This is a genomic window from Mammaliicoccus sciuri (assembly GCF_002901825.1).
Classification (GTDB): domain Bacteria; phylum Bacillota; class Bacilli; order Staphylococcales; family Staphylococcaceae; genus Mammaliicoccus; species Mammaliicoccus sciuri.
Genome location: NZ_PPQD01000028.1, coordinates 38,757 through 56,696, shown reverse-complemented (window position 1 = coordinate 56,696; position 17,940 = coordinate 38,757). Strand labels below are relative to the sequence as shown.

Sequence of the window (17,940 nt, the reverse complement as noted above, 5' to 3'; positions counted from 1 at the left end):
CATTAGGAATATCCTTTCTTTATCTATGAGTATGATTTTTAAATATAGTTATATATTATAAACAATTTCAGAAATATCTGGTAGTATTTAGCACAAATGTGTAGATTTTGTGATTGAATATATGAAAATATTAGTTTTTTATTTGAAAATTCTTGGTATCCAATTATTAAAAATGCTATATTTATAGAATATTTTAATAATTATAGGTTGAAAATTTAGAACATACATATTAAGAAGGGTCAGACATGAATAATAATTTAAAAAGAGAGTTAACGTCAAGACAAATGCAAATGATTGCGATTGGTGGCACAATTGGTGTTGGTCTATTTATGGGTGCATCAAGTACGATTAAGTGGACAGGACCATCCGTGTTATTAGCTTATGCGATTGCAGGTGTATTTGTATTTTTAATTATGAGAGCTTTAGGTGAAATGGTTTACGTTTATCCAGATACAGGTTCATTTGCTAAGTTTGCAAATGATTATATTCATCCGTCATTTTCATTTGTAACAGCTGCAAGTAGTACATTTAATTGGATTATTGTCGGTATGAGTGAGGTTATAGCAGTAGGTTCGTATTTTAAATTTTGGTGGCCAGATTTACCTTCATGGATACCAGGTTTAGCTGTCGTTCTTATATTGCTTTCTGCAAACTTAGTTTCTGTTAAGTGGTTTGGTGAATTTGAATTTTGGTTTGCCGCTGTAAAAGTCGTAACGATTATATTAATGATTATTGCAGGTTTAGGCTTAATAATTTTCGGAATAGGTAATAACTTTAATCCGATTGGTGTTAGTCATTTATGGGATCGTGGTGGTTTCTTTACTGGTGGTCTAAGTGGTTTCTTCTTTGCATTATCTATTGTATTTGGTTCCTATATTGGTATCGAATTAATTGGTATTACTGCCGGTGAAACGAAAGATCCACAGAAAAATATTGTAAAAGCCATTAACGGTGTTGTATGGAGAATATTAATATTCTATATCGGTTCGATTTTCGTTATTGTAACGGTTTATCCATGGGATGAAGTGAATCAAATTGGTTCACCGTTTGTTGCAACATTTGCAAAAGTAGGTATTACGGCTGCCGCAACAATTATTAACTTTGTTGTAATTACAGCAGCGATGTCAGGCTGTAACTCTGGTATTTTTAGTACGAGTCGTATGCTTTATACGTTGTCTAAACAAAAACAAATTTCTCAAATATTCTATAGAACAAATAAAAATGGTGTCCCCCATATTGCTGTTATCGCAGTATCAATCGGTATTTTCTTCGGAATCGTCTTAGATATTGTATTACCACTATTATTAGGTAAAGATACGAATATATTTGTATATGTGTTCAGCGCAGGTGTGCTTCCAGGTATGGTGCCATGGTTCGCTATTTTAATTAGTCATATGAATTTTAGAAAGAGAGAACAAATTAAAGACCATCCATTTAAAATGCCATTCGCGCCGGTCAGTAATATTATCACAATTATTATGCTTATACTGGTTGTTATTGGTATGATGTTCAATGGTGAAACACGAATTTCAGTCATAATCGGAATCGTATTTATCGCGATTGTTAGTTTGTACGCATTTATTAAAAAGCCATAATATATGAATAAAAATACATTTGCATTTTATTTGCATATGTATTTTTTTATAGTCTGAATTAAAATTATAGTAAAGTTATTTGATAAATATGAATTGTTATATAACAGTTAAATAAAGGGTTCTATAAAATAAATATTCAAAATTGACTATAGACATCATTTTCTGAATATTATATAATTGATAACGGTTATCAATTAATAGGAGGACATCATGAATAAATATTCAAGAATTTTTATGGCGGTATTAGTTGTTTCGGCAATGTTTCTAGCAGCGTGTGGCAATAATAAAAGTAGTGAAGCAGGTGCTAAGAAATCTGAAACAATAGAAATAAAAGATGAATTAGGTACTCAAAAAGTTAAGAAGAATCCTAAAAATATTGTCGTATTAGAGTATTCTTTTGCAGATGCAGTTAAAAATCTTGGCAATACACCAGTTGGTATTGCGGACGATAATAAGAAAGAAATTATTAAAAAATTATATGGTGAAGATGTGAAATATACGTCAGTTGGTACGCGTAAACAACCAAACTTAGAATCTATCAGTTCACTTAAACCAGATTTGATTATAGCGGATGTTCAACGTCATAAAGGTATAAGTGAAGACTTGAAGAAAATAGCACCAACACTTGTATTGAAAAGTAGAGAAGCAAGCTATGATGATGTGAATGGTTCATTTAAAACAATTGGTAAAGCTTTAGGTAAAGAAGATAAAGCTAAACAATTACTTGAAGACCAAGATGCAAAAATTAAAAAAGCTAAAGATAAAGTAACTACTAAAGAAAACAAAGGTGAAAAAGTATTGATTGCAGTTGCGAGAGAAGATGCATTTCAAGCTCATACATCTACTTCTTATGCTGGCCAGCTATTAACGAAATTGGGATTAGATAATGCTGTAGAATCTAAAAATGCATATGAAGATGTTAATTTAGAAAATTTATCTAAAATTAATCCGGATAAAATCATTTTTACAACTGATAAAAAGAATCCAATAACAGATGATTGGAAAGAAAAAGCGATTTGGAAAGATCTTAAAGCATATAAAAAAGGTCAAATATATCAAGTAGATAGAGACTTCTGGACGAGATTCAGAGGTATTAATGCCAATGAATATATCATAAAAGATTTACAAAAATATAACGAAAAGAAATAAATACTTGAACAATGAACGTACATACAATTGTCCGTTCATTGTTTTATTTCTGAGTTGAGTTGGTGATGTTATGAAAAAAGAAACGATAATCATTATAGTAACAGTCATAATTTTAATTTTAGGGATTTTTATAAATTTAAGCTTTGCTTCATCAATTATGAGTTTTAAAACGATATTTCATGCTTTATTACATAATGATCACTCGAAAGATACATTAATTATTAGAACGGTAAGACTACCAAGAGTATTAGTTGCGATTATGGTTGGCGTGAGTTTAGCGTTAGCAGGTGCAATCATGCAAGGTATTACGAGGAATGCACTTGCTTCACCTCAAACATTTGGTATTAATGCTGGTGCTTCATTAGTGCTCGTGGCGGCATTGGTTTTCTTTCCTGATTATAATGGTAACCAAAGTGCGTATATTGGCTTTATTGGTGCGATTTTAGGTGGCGTGATTGTTTATACCTTTATTTATGGACACGAGAATAATCAAGTTCGTTTAGCCTTAGCGGGTATGACCATTCATTTGTTACTATCTTCGGTCACTGAAGTATTGATATTAATGAATGAAAATGCCACAGATATTCTATATTGGTTAACAGGTTCTTTAAACGGTAAAGATTGGGATAGTGTGGAAGTCTTATTACCATGGTTTGTAATCGGTACGATTATCACCATTATGTTAGCGAGACATTTAACGGTTATTTCACTTGGTGATGATTTAGCTACAAGTTTAGGTGTTTATAAGAAAATGATTTATATTATATTTGGTTTAATGGTTATTATTTTAGCAGGTTCATCTGTATCTGTTGCAGGTCCAATTGGTTTTGTAGGGTTAATTGCACCTCATATATCTAAGAGGTTGATTAGAGGCGGTTATGAAAGACATATTATATTAACGGCACTGATTGGTGCGGTATTACTCGTATATTCAGATGCGTTATCACATATTATTGCATATCCTTATGAATCGCCCGTTGGGATTGTAACAGCTTTAATAGGCGGTCCATTCTTCCTTTACTTATGTAAAAATGGAAGGAGTGTTCAAAAAGGATGAAACTTAAATGGAAATATATCATCGTTTCACTCGTACTATTGGTCGCATTATTCATTAATCTACAAGTTGGTTCTCAGTTTATAGGTATATCAAAGATTATATCTACATTTATTGGTTTTTCAGATGATTATGATTTTGTCATTTATAATTATAGATTGCCAAGAATGATTCTTTCGTTAATAGGTGGGTGTTTATTAGGTGTATCTGGAGCAATTGTCCAAAGCATACTGAGAAATCCTTTAGCATCGCCAGATATTATTGGTGTCACAAAAGGTGCAGGATTGTTTGCGGTTGCGCAAACATTATTGTTACCAGCACTACCATTTTATTTCTTAGGTATTGCTTCATTTATTGGTGCAGTTGTACTCATCATGCTTATAATGCTTATCGGTAAATTGTTCCAAGCAAGTACATACACAATAGCATTAATCGGTGTTGCTTTAAGTGCAATATGCCAAGCAGGTCTACAATATTTCATGATTAGATATCCAGACAATATTAATACGACTTTATTGTGGTTGTCAGGAAGTGTATGGGGACGGAATTATGATGACTTATGGTTCTTTATACCTGGAGTAGTGGTGTTGCCGCTTATTTTCTTATTTGCTCGTAAAATTGACATATTAAGTTTAGGTGATGAATCTGCTGTCAGTTTAGGAGAAAAAGTATCGCTCATTAGAAATGTATATCTTGTAATGGCAGCAATTTGTGTTGGTTCTGTTGTGTCAGTAACAGGAACAATTGGCTTTATAGGGTTAATTGCACCTCATATAGCAAGGCTACTAGCAGGACCAAAAGCCACTAAATTGTTACCATTGTCAGCTTTAATAGGTTCAATATTCCTATTAGTAGCAGACGCAATAGGTAAAGGGTTGTTTCCTCCACTCGAAATTCCTGCAGGTGTTGTAACAGCCATTATAGGTGCACCTTATTTCTTATATTTATTAAAAAAATCTCAAAGTGTATAGAGAGTTATTTAGCCGAAACAGTCAGGATTGTTTCGGCTTTTTGATAGGCAAAAATATTTCTTGAGAAATATTGCTGTGATAACATTGCATTAAAAAGAATATTAAGGAAGTGTAAGTATGTCTAATCAATCTGCTTTATTAGTTATGGATATGCAAAATGGTATTGTTGGTAGCTTATCTAATTCGAGTGAAATCATCGATAAAAATAAAAAGGCTATCGAAAGTGCTAGGAAACATCAAATCCCAGTTATTTTTGTGAGAGTAGCTTTTTCAAAAGGATTTTATGAAGTGTCGCCTTACAACAAATCATTTTCACGTATTAAAGCAAGTGGACAACAAATGAGTGTGAATGACGCATCAACTCAAATTATAGACGAACTTGCACCAAATGAAGATGAAGTCGTTGTTACAAAACATCGCTTTAGCGCTTTTACAGGTAGTAATTTAGAAGTGTTATTGCGTGGTATGCAAGTGGATCACCTTATTTTAACAGGTGTTGTAACGAGTGGTGTTGTGTTATCTACTTTAGTTGAAGCGGCAGATAAAGACTTTGAATTAACAGTCTTATCAGATGCGATGACAGACAGAGATATTGAAACACATCAATTTCTAATTCATAAGATTTTTCCTAGGTATGCGGAAGTAACTGAGACGATAGAATGGTCAAATACAATCGTATAGATAGGAGATAATTTTTATGCGTCAAGTTTCGAGTGAAGAAGCCTTTAATACGAAACTATACCCACCGATGATTTTAGGATCAATATTGAATCCGATTAATTCTTCTATGTTAGCTGTTGCACTTATACCAATTGCACAAGCCTTCGGTATACCTTTTTATCAAACAACATGGCTTGTGTCATCGTTATATTTAGCAACAAGTATTGGTCAACCGGTTATAGGTAAACTTATAGATATATTTGGTCCAAGAGGATTATTTTTATTTGCTACAAGTTTAGTAGGAGTAGCGAGTTTGATTGCGATTTTTACACCATCTTTTTATGGATTAGTATTAGCAAGATTTCTTATTGGTATTGGTACTTGTGCAGGTTATCCTTCAGCAATGTATTTAATCAGTTATGAGGGGAAGCGCACAGGTAAAGATAGTCCAAGTAAAATATTAACAATGCTATCTATATCCAATCAGACAATTTCTGTTATTGGTCCAACAATCGGTGGTTTGTTAATTCATAGTGGCGGTTGGCAAGCTATATTCTTAGTCAATATTCCACTTTCCATTCTTTCATTCGTATTTGGATTTTTATATTATCCAAAAGTTGAAAGTCCAAAGAAATTAAATGCATTAAAAGAACAGATAGACTTTATAGGTATAACGTTGTTTACAATTACTTTAACAACATGGATGATTTTCTTTATGGAGCCAGATCAATCCATTTTTTATCTATTTATAATTGGACTGTTCAGTTTGATTGCTTTTATTATCATGGAACTCAAATCTAAAAAACCATTTATTGATCTAAGAGTACTTGCTCACAATGGTGCTTTAAATAATACTTATATAAGATCACTTCTTACAGCTGTTATTTCTTATAGTGTGCTATATGGATATGTTCAATGGCTAGAAGAGGGGAGAGGATTGACTGCAGCACATGCAGGACTCATGATGTTACCTCAATTCTTGGTTGGGATTTTTATGGCACAATTAACAGGTACAAGGCTATCAATTAAGTTCAAACTATATTTAGGCACAATTTGTGCACTCATAACAATGATAGGCTTCCAATTTATTCATGCCGATACACCATTATGGATATTAATATTATTAGCTGCAATTTTTGGTGTGCCACAAGGATTATTAAATTTAGCAAATCAAAATGCACTTTATCATCAAGCACCAAAATCAATGATAGGCATGTCAGCAGGATTATTAAGAACTGCGATGTATATCGGTGCAATCGTATCATCCACGCTCATTAGTACTTTATTCAAAGGTGACCACATCACAAATGGTATACATGAATTAGGTCTATTCTGTATGCTGATAGGCATAGTTATCATCATTCTAACCTTTGTCAGTAGACGTTCATTAAGCACAAGGTAGACTGCGGGTTGTCTGATGTTAGAGAGAGGGGAGGGTGTTTTGGAGTGGTTGCTTTAAGTTAGATGTCTTGGCTTAAGTACAGAATAAAGCCAAGAGATAGCTGAAGTCATGGCTTAAGTACTGAGTAAAGCCAAGAGATCACTAAATTCATGGCTTAAGTACTGAGTAAAGCCAAGAGATGCCCCAAGTCTTGTCTTAAATACTGAATAAAGCCAAGAGATCACTAAATTCATGGCCTTAAGTACTGAGTAAAGCCAAGAGATCGCTAAATTCATGGCTTAACGCCTGAATAAAGCCAAGAGATAGCTGAAGTCATGGCTTAAGTACTGAGTAAAGCCAAGAGATCACTAAATTCATGGCTTAAGTACTGAGTAAAGCCAAGAGATCACTAAATTCATGGCTTAACGCCTGAATAAAGCCAAGAGATCGCTAAATTCATGGCTTAACGCCTGAATAAAGCCAAGAAACCACCCAATTTCACATTCCCCATCAAAAAAAGAGCTAGGACACGTATCCTAGCTCTTTTCATATTTATTTCATTTCTTTAAAGGCTTTTAAGAATATTTCTCTTTGTTTTTCTAATGAAATTGGATCGTTATATTGTGTTTCTGTTACATCAAATTTAAAGACGTGATTATTTTTCTTAGCTTCTGTATTTGCCCAAACATTTGTATCTTCGAATGGTGCTTTCTGATTTCCGTTTGCTGCGATTACAACAAAATCACCTAAATATTTATCGAATTCTTCAGGTGTTATTGTGATAGCATTTGTTTTTTCTGTTGCTTTTTTTAGGTCTTTTGGTTGTTTCAAGCCCCAACCGCTATATAAAATTTCAGTACCTCGACCTAATTCATCACTGAATGCCATAAGTCCTTTTGGTGTTTGTTGTAAGACTGTTGCTGTTTTTCCTTTGATAAGTGGTTCTAAATCTTTTTTATCATCTCTAAGTTTTTTATCCCATTCTTTAATCCACTCTTTAGCTTGGTCTTCTTCGCCGACTAATTCTGCTAATTTAGTTGTATTATCTTTATATGTAGAAGTCATTGCATCAAAAGTAACGGTAGGTGCAATTTTTTTGAGTTTATTAAGGTTTTTGTCTTGTGCGCTTGTAATAATGAGATCTGGTTTTGTTTTTGCAACTTGTTCAACATTTGTTTGATCTATTTTTTTAGCATCTTTCGTAACATCTTTAAGTACCTTATTTTGATTAATAAATTCTGGTACTGCTACTGGTGTATGTTTGAACTTAACTAATGCGCCGACATATGTTGGATGTAATACTGCAATTCGTTTAGGATCTTTTGGTACATCAACTTTCTTACCATTATCCATCGTAAACGACTTTGTATCAGAGCTTGAATCTTTCTTACTACTTGAATCTTTATTGTCATTGTTGTTCCCGCATGCTGCAACAAATAAAATTAACGTTAATACTAAAATTAATACCTTTTTCATTAAAAAACCTCCCCAATTCATTGATATTGATAATCTTTCTCAATTGTATCAAAATATTGTGATTATACAATAGGTTTTGCAAAATTTAAAGAGTGCAATTATTTGAATATCATATTTTTACCATGTATATTTAACGTAGTAAATTCGATTGGAAAGGAGTGAAGGCGTAATGGAATGGCTCATAGGTTTATTAGGTGAAGAGATATTAATTAATTATGTTGCATTTAGCATACATTATTTCATTCCTGTGTTATTAACGCTCTTGTTTGTCTACTTGCAAATGCAAGCAAACATCAAGCTCCACAAAGATTGGATTGTAAGGTTTTCAACTGAAGTAGAGGATCAATACATTTTTGAATGGATAGTCCCTATTTTAAGGTGGAGAACACGTTGCTTATCCAAGACCGTCGATGAAGAAGACGCTAGTCCAATATATTAACGCATAATTAATATATTGGAGGAGAAATTTTGAAAAAATTATATACAGTTTTAGCATTTTTAGCAGTATCGATATTACTAAGTGGATGTGCACCACAAGAAGGTGGTGTATTTTATACTTCATTAGTAGAACCATTCATTTATTTGATTAAATTCTTTGCATCATTCTTTAATAATAGTTACGGCATTGGCATTATCATCGTTACCATATGTGTAAGACTAATTGTTATGCCGTTTATGTTGCGTTCTTTTAAAGGACAGAAGAAAATGCAATTTAAAATGAAGAAAATAAAACCACAAATGGATGAAATTAATGAGAAGATGAAATCAGCTAAAGATGAACAAGAACGTGCGCAATATAGCCAAGAAATGATGGCTTTATATAAAGAACATGGCGTAAATCCTTTAAATATGGGATGTTTACCAATGATTATACAGATGCCGATACTAATGGCATTGTACTTTGCAATATCTCATAATGATGCACTTGCAAGTCATAGTTTCGCATGGTTTAACCTTGGTACACCAAATATATTTATGGCTCTTATTGCTGGAGCACTCTATTTATTACAAGCATATTTATCAACAAAATATTTACCAGAAGAATCAAAAGGACAAATGAAATACATTATGTATATCAGTCCAATTATGATATTTATTGTAAGTATGAGCACACCAGCAGCACTGCCATTATATTGGAGTGCAAGTGCGATCGTACTCATCGTTCAACAATATATATCTAATAAGTACTTTAATTATCACGAAGACGAACTTCAAACAAGTTCATAAAAAACATAAAAAATAACCTTCTATTCGCTTTAGCGTGCATATAGAAGGTTATTAAAATTATGTACAGCTACCGTCACTTAAACGGGCTTGTTGAGGTAACGTGTTCCAGCACGTTACCTTTATTTGATTATAGAATATCATGAAAAAATACAATTTGTCTAGTGACTTAAACACCTGAAGCTCAATTCTCGAGCTTCTTTTTCTTTCTTCTCTTAATGATTTCATATGTAATCAAAATAACAACAATCACCATCATAGGGTATATTCTGTAATCGGAAGAAACAAATAATCTAATTAAGATGAATGCGATAATTAATGAGCTAAACTGTATTAAGTATTCTTTAGTAAAGATATTATATTTTTCTTTTTTATATATATCACTTGCTAAAACTAGTGGCATAACTAGTGAAATTCCGATTATTGAACCAATTAATGACGCTAAATCCACTTTGTTGAAGATAATAAGTTGGGTTAATACAAGAATTGAAATCATATACAATCCATACGTCACACTATAAAACAACTTCTCCTTCATCCTTCTCAGCTCCTTAATTTAAATGGATTTTGAAGTTTACACCTTTTGTAGTGGGCATACTTTTAAAGGTTCCGTTATGAAATGTGATGCAATCCATAATGATCGTTGAACCGATACCGTGTCCTTCTTTGTTGTCTTTTGTTGTGTAATTTGAATGAAGCATATGTTTCTCTGTCGTCTTACTTATGCCAACACCGTCATCTTTATAATTAATTTCTAAACCTTCATTTATATTCTTAATGTTGATTTCAATGTTTGGGTTACGTTTATTATGGTCGATACTATTATCTATAAGGTTCATCATCATACGTTCAAAATATAGTTTATTCCCATAAAATCTTTGTTCTGTTAACTGATTGATAATTTCAAGTTTGTCGTATTGTATGGTCTTTCTCAGCTGCTTTAATGTTTCTGTAATATCGAATGATTCTTTATGAATGGTCATTTGATCTGTTTCATATCTGAAGTTATTGTTTAAACTATCAATCAACTCAGTCATATATGCAGCTTTGTCTGAAATTAAAATTGCATATTTCTTAGTATCTATTTCTTCTGATGATAATAGTTTGGCGTAACCATAAATAGATGTTAAAGGTGATTTTAAATCATGAGATAGCTGATTAAGCCATTTCTCGCGGTAGTAATTAATTTGATTTTGATAAATTTTATCTTCAGTCAGTTGTAGGTTTAAGCTTTCTACAGAATCATTCAGTTCTTTAAATAATTTTTTGCTTCTTTTGTTGTAGTGTTTGGAGCTTGGTTTAAACAATTTACCTTTAGAAAGGTTTTCTATCCAATCCGTATAGAAGAATAATGGCTTAGAAAGTCTTTTAGAAATGATAAATGCGAAAATGATTACTAAAATCATGTTGAGTAACAGCAATAATAAATAAGATAGTGCTAAAAATTTAAATGTCTTATTTTCAATATCATTAAACTCATCTGTATATTGAACTTTATGATAAGCAGGATTATCTATAAATGTTAATTGTTTATCCTTTTCGACATGATAATATTTATTGTAATTATTGGTATACAAGCTACTTATCAATTTCTTTGTATCAATATTTTCTGTTGATTGAATAGCATGATTGTGTGATTTTGGATAAATTAATATGACGCTATAGTCATCACTGCGAAATGGAATAGCTTGTGTATTGTATAAGTTTTCAACAAGTTTATTTTTTAAATTCATTTGTTTTTTAGGATAAAGGACATTGGCATCTTTATCGATAATATATAATTGAACATGATTGTCTTTTAATTTTTGTTTTAAATCATCATTCAGTTTATAGCCGTTTTCTTCATTTGATATTGAAAAATCCATATAAAAATCATCAACATCATCTAAATCGGAATAAGAAATTTTTATAACATTTGTAAAGAAAAGCCATATGCCAATAACACCTATAATAAAAGTAATCGTAAGAAAAATAAAAATGTATTTCGTGAATTTCCATGTGAACCTTTTATTCATTTCATTAACCTCTATATATGTAACCTTTACCTCGAACTGTCTGTATAAGTTGAGGATTATTCGGGTCATCTTCTATTTTTTTGCGTAATGTTCGAATGTGAACCATTAATGTATTGTCATCCACACTTACGGAGTAACCCCATACACGTTCGTATATTTGACTCTTCGTCAAAACTTGATTTTTATTTTTAATAAAATAAGCGAGAAGGTCATATTCTCTTGAAGTCAGATTAGCTTTCTTATTATTTGTAATGACGTCAGTTGTATCTAGATTAACTTGCAAGTTCTTATTGTGATGCGTATTGATATTTTTAATATGTACAGATACGCGATAAGCAAGCTCAATAGGATCAAATGGTTTCTTCACATAATCTACGGCACCATTTTCAAAACCTTTATAAACATCCAAATCTGAATCTTTCGCTGTCACGATTATAAGTTTTGTATCTTCATGTTTAATATATTTGACGAGTTCATAGCCGTTTTCTGATTTTAAGTTTAAATCAAGCAACACGACATCAAAGCGATGCGCTTTTAATTTCGCTTCAGCTTCTGGTTTGTCACTTGCTAAATATATATCACCTAATTGTTTATTAGATAAGGATATTTTTATCAATGTTTGTATATCTAAATCATCTTCTACTATTAATATTTTGGCAGTCATTTTTACACCTCTATATAATTGTATATTTTCATTTTATATGTATCTACTGGTATATGTAAAATTAAGTCAGATTTAAGGTTTATATAAGTCGGATTTTATTTTAACTTGCTAATATAATATGTGAGGTGAATAGAATGAACAGAATAGAAGTTGCCGATGCACTAAGAGGGTTTAGTTTATTTGGCATATTTATGGCCAATTTATTAATTTTTCAATTTGGTTTAACAGGGCAATTGTACATAGATCAATATCATTTAAGTGGTGTGAATCAAACCATTTATTATGTTATCAAGATTATATTTGAAGGTAGCTTTATGCCTATTTTTGCGATTTTATTTGGATTTTCTTTAGATAAACTTTATCAATCTATGAAAAGTAAACAAATTAAACGTCCAAGAATTAAACTGTTAAGAAGAGCCATATTCTTATTAATATTAGGTAGTTTACATGCTTATTTTATATGGGAAGGAGATATCTTATTTGGTTATGCACTATCAATGTTAATCGTGATTCCATTTATATCATTGAATCGTAAATTTTTTAAATGGGTTACGATCGTTGGATTTGGGATGATATTAGCGTTGTCGATTGTTTCTTTATTTGATACTTCCGGTCCTATTATAGAAACAAGTGATAAAGCTTCGTATGTGTACGAAGTTAAAACATTATTTAGTGAAGGTAGTTATTGGGACATTCGTGAAGCGGATGACAATATTAAAGATCCACAATTCATGCAATTAAAATCAATGCTTGGCGATAATATAGGATGGTTATTTGTAATGATTTTCTTTATAGAAGTTCCATATTTCACCCTAGGCATATGTTTATCTAAATATAAATGGTTTGAAAAACGTATCGAAGACCAACGCATTTCTAAATGGTTTATATATCTTATACCAGTATCGATATTAGGGAAGTCCTCTTATTTATGGTTATCGAATGAAAATGCGGCTGAGAGTATCACAATGATATTCGGTATATTGTTAGCGATTGGCTTTATTTGTTTATTTAAATACTTATATCAAACGTATCAACAAAACGTAATATTTAGAGGGTTTGAAAGTCTCGGTAAAATGTCGTTATCGATGTATATTTTACAAAGTATTATCGGAACACTCATATTATATGGCTATGGATTAGGATTCTTCGGAAAAGATGTACTTTTAGTGACGACGATTAGTTTTATTTTAATTTATGTATTACAAATGCTTTTAGCATCATGGTATCAAAAGCATTGGCGATATGGTCCGCTAGAATATATACTGCGAATGTTTACACATTGGAAAATTAAAGTAGGAAAAAGGAGATGAAATAATAATGATAGAAATAGTTAAGAAAGTCGCACGCATATTATTTGTCGTATTTTCAGGACTATTAGTCGCAAGATATGTCATTCAGCAGCTGAATCAATTTACTAATTTGCATTTAAGCTGGTTCTATTTAGAACATGTGCCATATAGTTTCATTATCATTGTTATTTTATACTTCATCTGTATTGTAGTTTATAGTTCATTGCGTACATATGGACAAAGTGATTAGTTTAAATATATAAAGAAAGGGAGCAGGACGTATTGTCCAGCTCCCTTTTTTTATTGCTATTCTTTTGGCTTAATAGATTTAACATTTTTAAATCCACTTTTCATACTTGCAAGGTGTTCCATAAAATCATGCCACTCTGTACCAGCTTCTTCAAACGTTTGCTGTAATAATTCATTTTGCGCTTGGTTCAATTTATGAACTAAAGCACTACCTTCTTCTGTAGGGTATAAATGTTTTACACGTCTATCATTGTCAGAGTCTACATATCTAATTAATTTTTTTTCTTTTAATTTTTTTAATGAAGCGTGAGATGCTTGTTTAGATATTTCAAGTGTATCTAATAAATCTTTAATTGTTATACCTGGCATTTGATCTATAAAAAATAAAAATCTATGATGCTGTCTGTTCATGCCATGATTTTTAATAATATCGTCAGCTGTATTGATAAATGTTTTGTACGCGAAATAAAAAAGCATATGATCATAATTGTTTTTATTATCCATCGTGTCGACTCCTTTTCAACTATTATAAAGGATAGTTGCTAAAATTTCATTTTTAGGTCAATAATATTGACTTAATTTCAAAGTAGGTATATACTAAGAATTGTTATAGGGATTAATAAACATTTGATATTTAATCAAAGGTTTATTTTTTACATTAATAGGTCAACTATATTGACTTAAATTGATTCGTAAAAATAGAAAAGGAGAATCGGATATGAAAAAACGTGTTGGGGAATATTTAATGGATTCATTAAGTACGGTAGGAGTAGAAAAAGTATTTGGTGTTCCTGGAGATTTTAATTTAGCATTTTTAGATGATATTGTAAGTAGAGAAGATATGGAATGGGTAGGCAATACGAATGAATTAAATGCAAGTTATGCTGCGGATGGATATGCAAGAATGAATGGTATCAGTGCAATGGTCACTACATTTGGAGTTGGTGAACTAAGTGCAGTTAATGGTATTGCAGGATCTTATGCAGAACGCGTGCCAGTAATAGCTATTACAGGTGCACCAACAACAGTTGTTGAAGAAGCGGGTAAATATGTTCACCATTCATTAGGTGAAGGTAAGTTTGATAGTTATAGAAAAATGTTTAAAGAAATTACAACTGCTCAAGGTTATATAACAGTAGAAAATGCTCAGACTGAAATTCCAAGATTAATTAATGCAGCATTAGCTGAAAAAAGACCTGTCCATATACATTTACCAATCGATGTAGCACAAGCAGAAATTGAAGTTGAAGAAGCTTTCAAACCAGCCGAAATGATCAATCAAGATGTTTCTCAATACATCGAAATGGTACAACAAAAATTAAAAACAGCTCAGCAACCTGTTATCATTACTGGTCATGAAATTAATAGCTTTAAATTACATGATGAATTAGAACGCTTTGTTGAACAAACACAAATTCCAGTTGCACAACTTTCTTTAGGTAAAGGTGCATTTAATGAAGAAAGTCGTTATTATATGGGTATTTATGATGGTAGTATCGCAAAAGAAGATATTAGAAATTATGTAGATAACAGTGATGCTATTTTAAATATTGGTGCTAAATTAACAGATTCAGCGACTGCAGGTTATTCTTATGGATTTGATATTGATGATGTCGTAATGATCAATCACTTAGATTTCAAATTAAATGATACAATTTCATCAAAATTTACATTACCAAGTTTAATGAACGGATTACTTGATATAGAATATAAAAATGAAGCACATTTCCCAGAAAATAATCGTCCAGAAAAAGGTGATTACACAGTTGATAATGCACCACTCACACAAGAAACTTACTTTAAAATGATGCAAGATTTTATCGGATTAGATGATATAATTTTAGCAGAACAAGGTACTTCATTCTTCGGTGCGTATGACCTTAACTTATACAAAGATAATACATTTATTGGACAACCATTATGGGGATCAATCGGTTATACATTACCAGCAACAATCGGTACACAAATGTCTAATTTATATAGAAGAAATATCCTATTAATTGGTGATGGTTCATTACAATTAACAGCACAAGATATATCAACAATGATTAGAAACGACCTTAAACCCGTTATTTTTGTTATTAATAATGATGGATACACAGTTGAAAGAAAAATCCACGGCGAACACCAAGTGTATAATGATATTCAAATGTGGGACTACAAAATGTTACCAGCCGTATTTGGCGGTAAAGATACAGTAGCCGTACATGACGTAGAAACATCTGCCGATTTAGAAAATGTATTCTTAAAAATTAACAATGAACCTAATCAAATGCATTTCATAGAAGTGAAAATGGGCGTTTCAGACGCACCAGAAAAACTAGACGCAATCGGACAAGCATTTTCAAAACAAAATAGTTAATACAAAGAGTCAGGGATATAATGTAACGTCTCTGACTCTTTTAGTATCTTGGCAGTAGATGACGGAATTGAAAATGCGCTTGTAGCAAGCTTTTTTCAACTCTAGTCATCCTTGCCGGGGCGGGACTACGAAATCTTTTTATCTAAATTAGATTTCTGTCCCGCTCCCATTTTTTTATGTGAAGAGGATGGAGAAGGCAGTATATACGAGAAGAAGTGCCATTATGATATTGAATGCTAATTCATGTTGATTAATAAATTTTTTAAAGATTGAACCAAAGACACTCCAACTGAAAGAGGATAGAAATCCGATGAGTGCTAAATATGTAATTAAGATGATTTGGATAGAGAAATGTTCATAGTTTGGCGTTATAAATGCAGCTACAACACTTAACGCATAAATCACACCTTTAGGATTTACGAACTGTAACAACATACCAAATTTAATATTATTGTATCTATTACTAAATGATTGAGCATCCGTACCTTTGCTCGTTCCAATTTTGTATGCTAAATAAAGTAAATAAATTGCCCCGAAAATCTTCATATATAATTGTATTTTAGGGAACAGGTGATACAAAGCAGAACTAAAGAAATTAGATACGAGTAGTAATAAAAAAAAGCCAAGCGCAACACCGATACAAAATCTTACTGTACCTCGCAGATCAGTTTGTTTAGAATAATATAAAGACATAATGTTATTTGGTCCAGGCGTGAAACTAGAAACAATTGCATAAATCGTCATAGATAATAAAGTCATATAAAACGCCCCTTCAAGTTAAACTATTGAGTGTATTGTATCGATAGATGGAGCGATTGTAAATGATTGGTGAGGTGGAATGTTCGTTCGAGTATTTTAGTTTATCTTTTCTTGGACATTCTCTATAATAATTGTAAAGAATTATGGAGGTGCATCGATGAACAGTCAAACATACTTACTGGCTCTCAAAAATCGTATCATTCAAGATAAACTTGATGAAGATACGAGGAACTATATTAAAGGTCTGGAGGGTGAACTTTTCATTAAAGGTATTCTTGATGAATATCCAGATCTTCATTATTTATATGATTTTCATATAAACTACAAAAATCGCGTTCAAATTGATTTTTTAATTGTAACGGATGATGCTATATGTCACTTTGAGGTTAAACATTATTCTGGAGATTATACGATTAAAGATGGTCAGCTTATGAACGAATTTGGAAACATGTTTTATACACCTTTTCAGCAACTGCGACGAGCCAATCATGAATTGAATCATTTAATATCCCACTTGAATATTAATAAACCCTTACATTCCTATCTTATTTTTTCAAACCCCAAATTCACTTTAAGAGGTACAATGCCTAATCATTTCAATATTCTATTACCAACAGAATTACACAAAATTAAATATATGTTCAAAAATAATCATACTATAGAAAATGCTAATATCTTACATATGTTTCAACAAGAGCATAGTGACTTTTCACATCTTTATAACAATATTAAAAAAGTCCCAATGGCTAGTTTAAGTTCAGGATTGAAATGCCCAAAATGTAAGAGATTGAATACGATTGAGGTAGAAGAACGAAAGAAATATCTACGTTGTAAATTCTGTCACTTTGAAATTAGTAGAAATAAATTGTACTTGTATAATTTAATGGAATTCTATATCTGCAAAGGGGAGCCTTTTACTTTATCAGAAGCCCAAAAATGGTGTGAGGTGGAGAATAATTTAACTATTAGAAGGGTGCTTGATACAAATTTTAGGTTTATTAATAAGAAGCCAAAGAAATATTATCTTGATAATAATTAAGTATCATCTTTAAGTTTTGAAGTGTATTTATCAAGACTGCCCAAACAAGATAG

The 17,940-nt window shown here is 31.6% G+C and carries 18 protein-coding genes; 12 read left to right on the top strand and 6 right to left on the bottom strand.

Annotated features, from left to right (window positions below):
- Positions 1-245: 245 nt before the first annotated feature.
- The 6 genes from CD035_RS09040 (at position 246) to CD035_RS09015 (ending at position 6,831) form a co-directional block, all read left to right on the top strand.
- On the top strand, positions 246-1,595 hold the full coding sequence (locus CD035_RS09040) for an amino acid permease (RefSeq protein ID WP_048540547.1): 1,350 nt from the start codon (positions 246-248) through the stop codon (positions 1,593-1,595).
- A 210-nt stretch (positions 1,596-1,805) separates the two neighbouring features.
- Positions 1,806-2,744: an ABC transporter substrate-binding protein gene (locus tag CD035_RS09035; protein ID WP_048540548.1), complete on the top strand. Its 939-nt coding sequence runs from the start codon at positions 1,806-1,808 to the stop codon at positions 2,742-2,744.
- A 70-nt stretch (positions 2,745-2,814) separates the two neighbouring features.
- On the top strand, positions 2,815-3,801 hold the full coding sequence (locus tag CD035_RS09030) for a FecCD family ABC transporter permease (RefSeq protein ID WP_048540549.1): 987 nt from the start codon (positions 2,815-2,817) through the stop codon (positions 3,799-3,801).
- Entirely contained in the window at positions 3,798-4,769 is a 972-nt protein-coding gene (locus tag CD035_RS09025) for a FecCD family ABC transporter permease (protein WP_048540550.1), read from the top strand. The genes CD035_RS09030 and CD035_RS09025 overlap by 4 nt, the downstream gene beginning before the upstream one ends.
- A 117-nt stretch (positions 4,770-4,886) precedes the next feature.
- Positions 4,887-5,450 carry a cysteine hydrolase family protein gene (locus tag CD035_RS09020; RefSeq protein WP_048540551.1) on the top strand — a complete coding sequence of 188 codons (564 nt, stop codon included), beginning with the start codon at positions 4,887-4,889 and terminating at the stop codon, positions 5,448-5,450.
- 16 nt (positions 5,451-5,466) lie between these two features.
- Positions 5,467-6,831: an MFS transporter gene (locus CD035_RS09015; protein ID WP_048540552.1), complete on the top strand. Its 1,365-nt coding sequence runs from the start codon at positions 5,467-5,469 to the stop codon at positions 6,829-6,831.
- 531 nt (positions 6,832-7,362) lie between these two features.
- Here the strand turns inward: CD035_RS09015 and CD035_RS09010 are convergent.
- The gene (locus CD035_RS09010) at positions 7,363-8,286 is read right to left on the bottom strand and encodes an ABC transporter substrate-binding protein (protein ID WP_048540553.1); all 924 of its coding nucleotides are present in this window, start codon (positions 8,284-8,286) and stop codon (positions 7,363-7,365) included.
- Positions 8,287-8,455: 169 nt separating this feature from the next.
- Between CD035_RS09010 and CD035_RS09005 the strand changes: the two genes are divergently transcribed.
- Positions 8,456-8,725, top strand: a complete 270-nt coding sequence (locus tag CD035_RS09005) for a hypothetical protein (RefSeq protein ID WP_037590157.1) — start codon at positions 8,456-8,458, stop codon at positions 8,723-8,725.
- Positions 8,726-8,754: 29 nt separating this feature from the next.
- Positions 8,755-9,513, top strand: a complete 759-nt coding sequence (gene yidC / locus CD035_RS09000) for a membrane protein insertase YidC (RefSeq protein ID WP_048540554.1) — start codon at positions 8,755-8,757, stop codon at positions 9,511-9,513.
- A 181-nt stretch (positions 9,514-9,694) separates the two neighbouring features.
- Here yidC and CD035_RS08995 read toward each other — a convergent pair whose 3' ends face one another.
- From CD035_RS08995 to CD035_RS08985, 3 genes are read right to left on the bottom strand one after another with little or no spacing between them, the layout of a single operon-like run.
- Positions 9,695-10,048, bottom strand: a complete 354-nt coding sequence (locus CD035_RS08995) for a hypothetical protein (RefSeq protein ID WP_048540555.1) — start codon at positions 10,046-10,048, stop codon at positions 9,695-9,697.
- Between the two features lie 13 nt (positions 10,049-10,061).
- On the bottom strand, positions 10,062-11,525 hold the full coding sequence (locus tag CD035_RS08990) for a sensor histidine kinase (RefSeq protein WP_048540556.1): 1,464 nt from the start codon (positions 11,523-11,525) through the stop codon (positions 10,062-10,064).
- Positions 11,526-11,529: 4 nt separating this feature from the next.
- The gene (locus tag CD035_RS08985; RefSeq protein ID WP_048540557.1) at positions 11,530-12,189 is read right to left on the bottom strand and encodes a response regulator transcription factor; all 660 of its coding nucleotides are present in this window, start codon (positions 12,187-12,189) and stop codon (positions 11,530-11,532) included.
- A gap of 134 nt (positions 12,190-12,323) precedes the next feature.
- Between CD035_RS08985 and CD035_RS08980 the strand changes: the two genes are divergently transcribed.
- Positions 12,324-13,499: a DUF418 domain-containing protein gene (locus CD035_RS08980; protein ID WP_048540558.1), complete on the top strand. Its 1,176-nt coding sequence runs from the start codon at positions 12,324-12,326 to the stop codon at positions 13,497-13,499.
- 7 nt (positions 13,500-13,506) lie between these two features.
- The gene (locus CD035_RS08975) at positions 13,507-13,728 is read left to right on the top strand and encodes a hypothetical protein (protein WP_048540559.1); all 222 of its coding nucleotides are present in this window, start codon (positions 13,507-13,509) and stop codon (positions 13,726-13,728) included.
- 56 nt (positions 13,729-13,784) lie between these two features.
- On the opposite strand, the gene CD035_RS08970 is transcribed toward CD035_RS08975, so the two are convergent.
- The gene (locus CD035_RS08970) at positions 13,785-14,231 is read right to left on the bottom strand and encodes a MarR family winged helix-turn-helix transcriptional regulator (RefSeq protein ID WP_025906982.1); all 447 of its coding nucleotides are present in this window, start codon (positions 14,229-14,231) and stop codon (positions 13,785-13,787) included.
- A gap of 214 nt (positions 14,232-14,445) precedes the next feature.
- On the opposite strand from CD035_RS08970, the gene CD035_RS08965 reads away from it, so the two are divergent.
- A complete protein-coding gene (locus CD035_RS08965; protein ID WP_048540560.1) occupies positions 14,446-16,089 on the top strand; it encodes an alpha-keto acid decarboxylase family protein in 1,644 nt (547 codons plus the stop codon).
- Between the two features lie 174 nt (positions 16,090-16,263).
- Here CD035_RS08965 and CD035_RS08960 read toward each other — a convergent pair whose 3' ends face one another.
- Positions 16,264-16,848: a LysE family translocator gene (locus CD035_RS08960; RefSeq protein WP_048540561.1), complete on the bottom strand. Its 585-nt coding sequence runs from the start codon at positions 16,846-16,848 to the stop codon at positions 16,264-16,266.
- A gap of 157 nt (positions 16,849-17,005) precedes the next feature.
- On the opposite strand from CD035_RS08960, the gene CD035_RS08955 reads away from it, so the two are divergent.
- A complete protein-coding gene (locus CD035_RS08955; protein WP_048540562.1) occupies positions 17,006-17,887 on the top strand; it encodes a nuclease-related domain-containing protein in 882 nt (293 codons plus the stop codon).
- Positions 17,888-17,940: the final 53 nt, after the last annotated feature.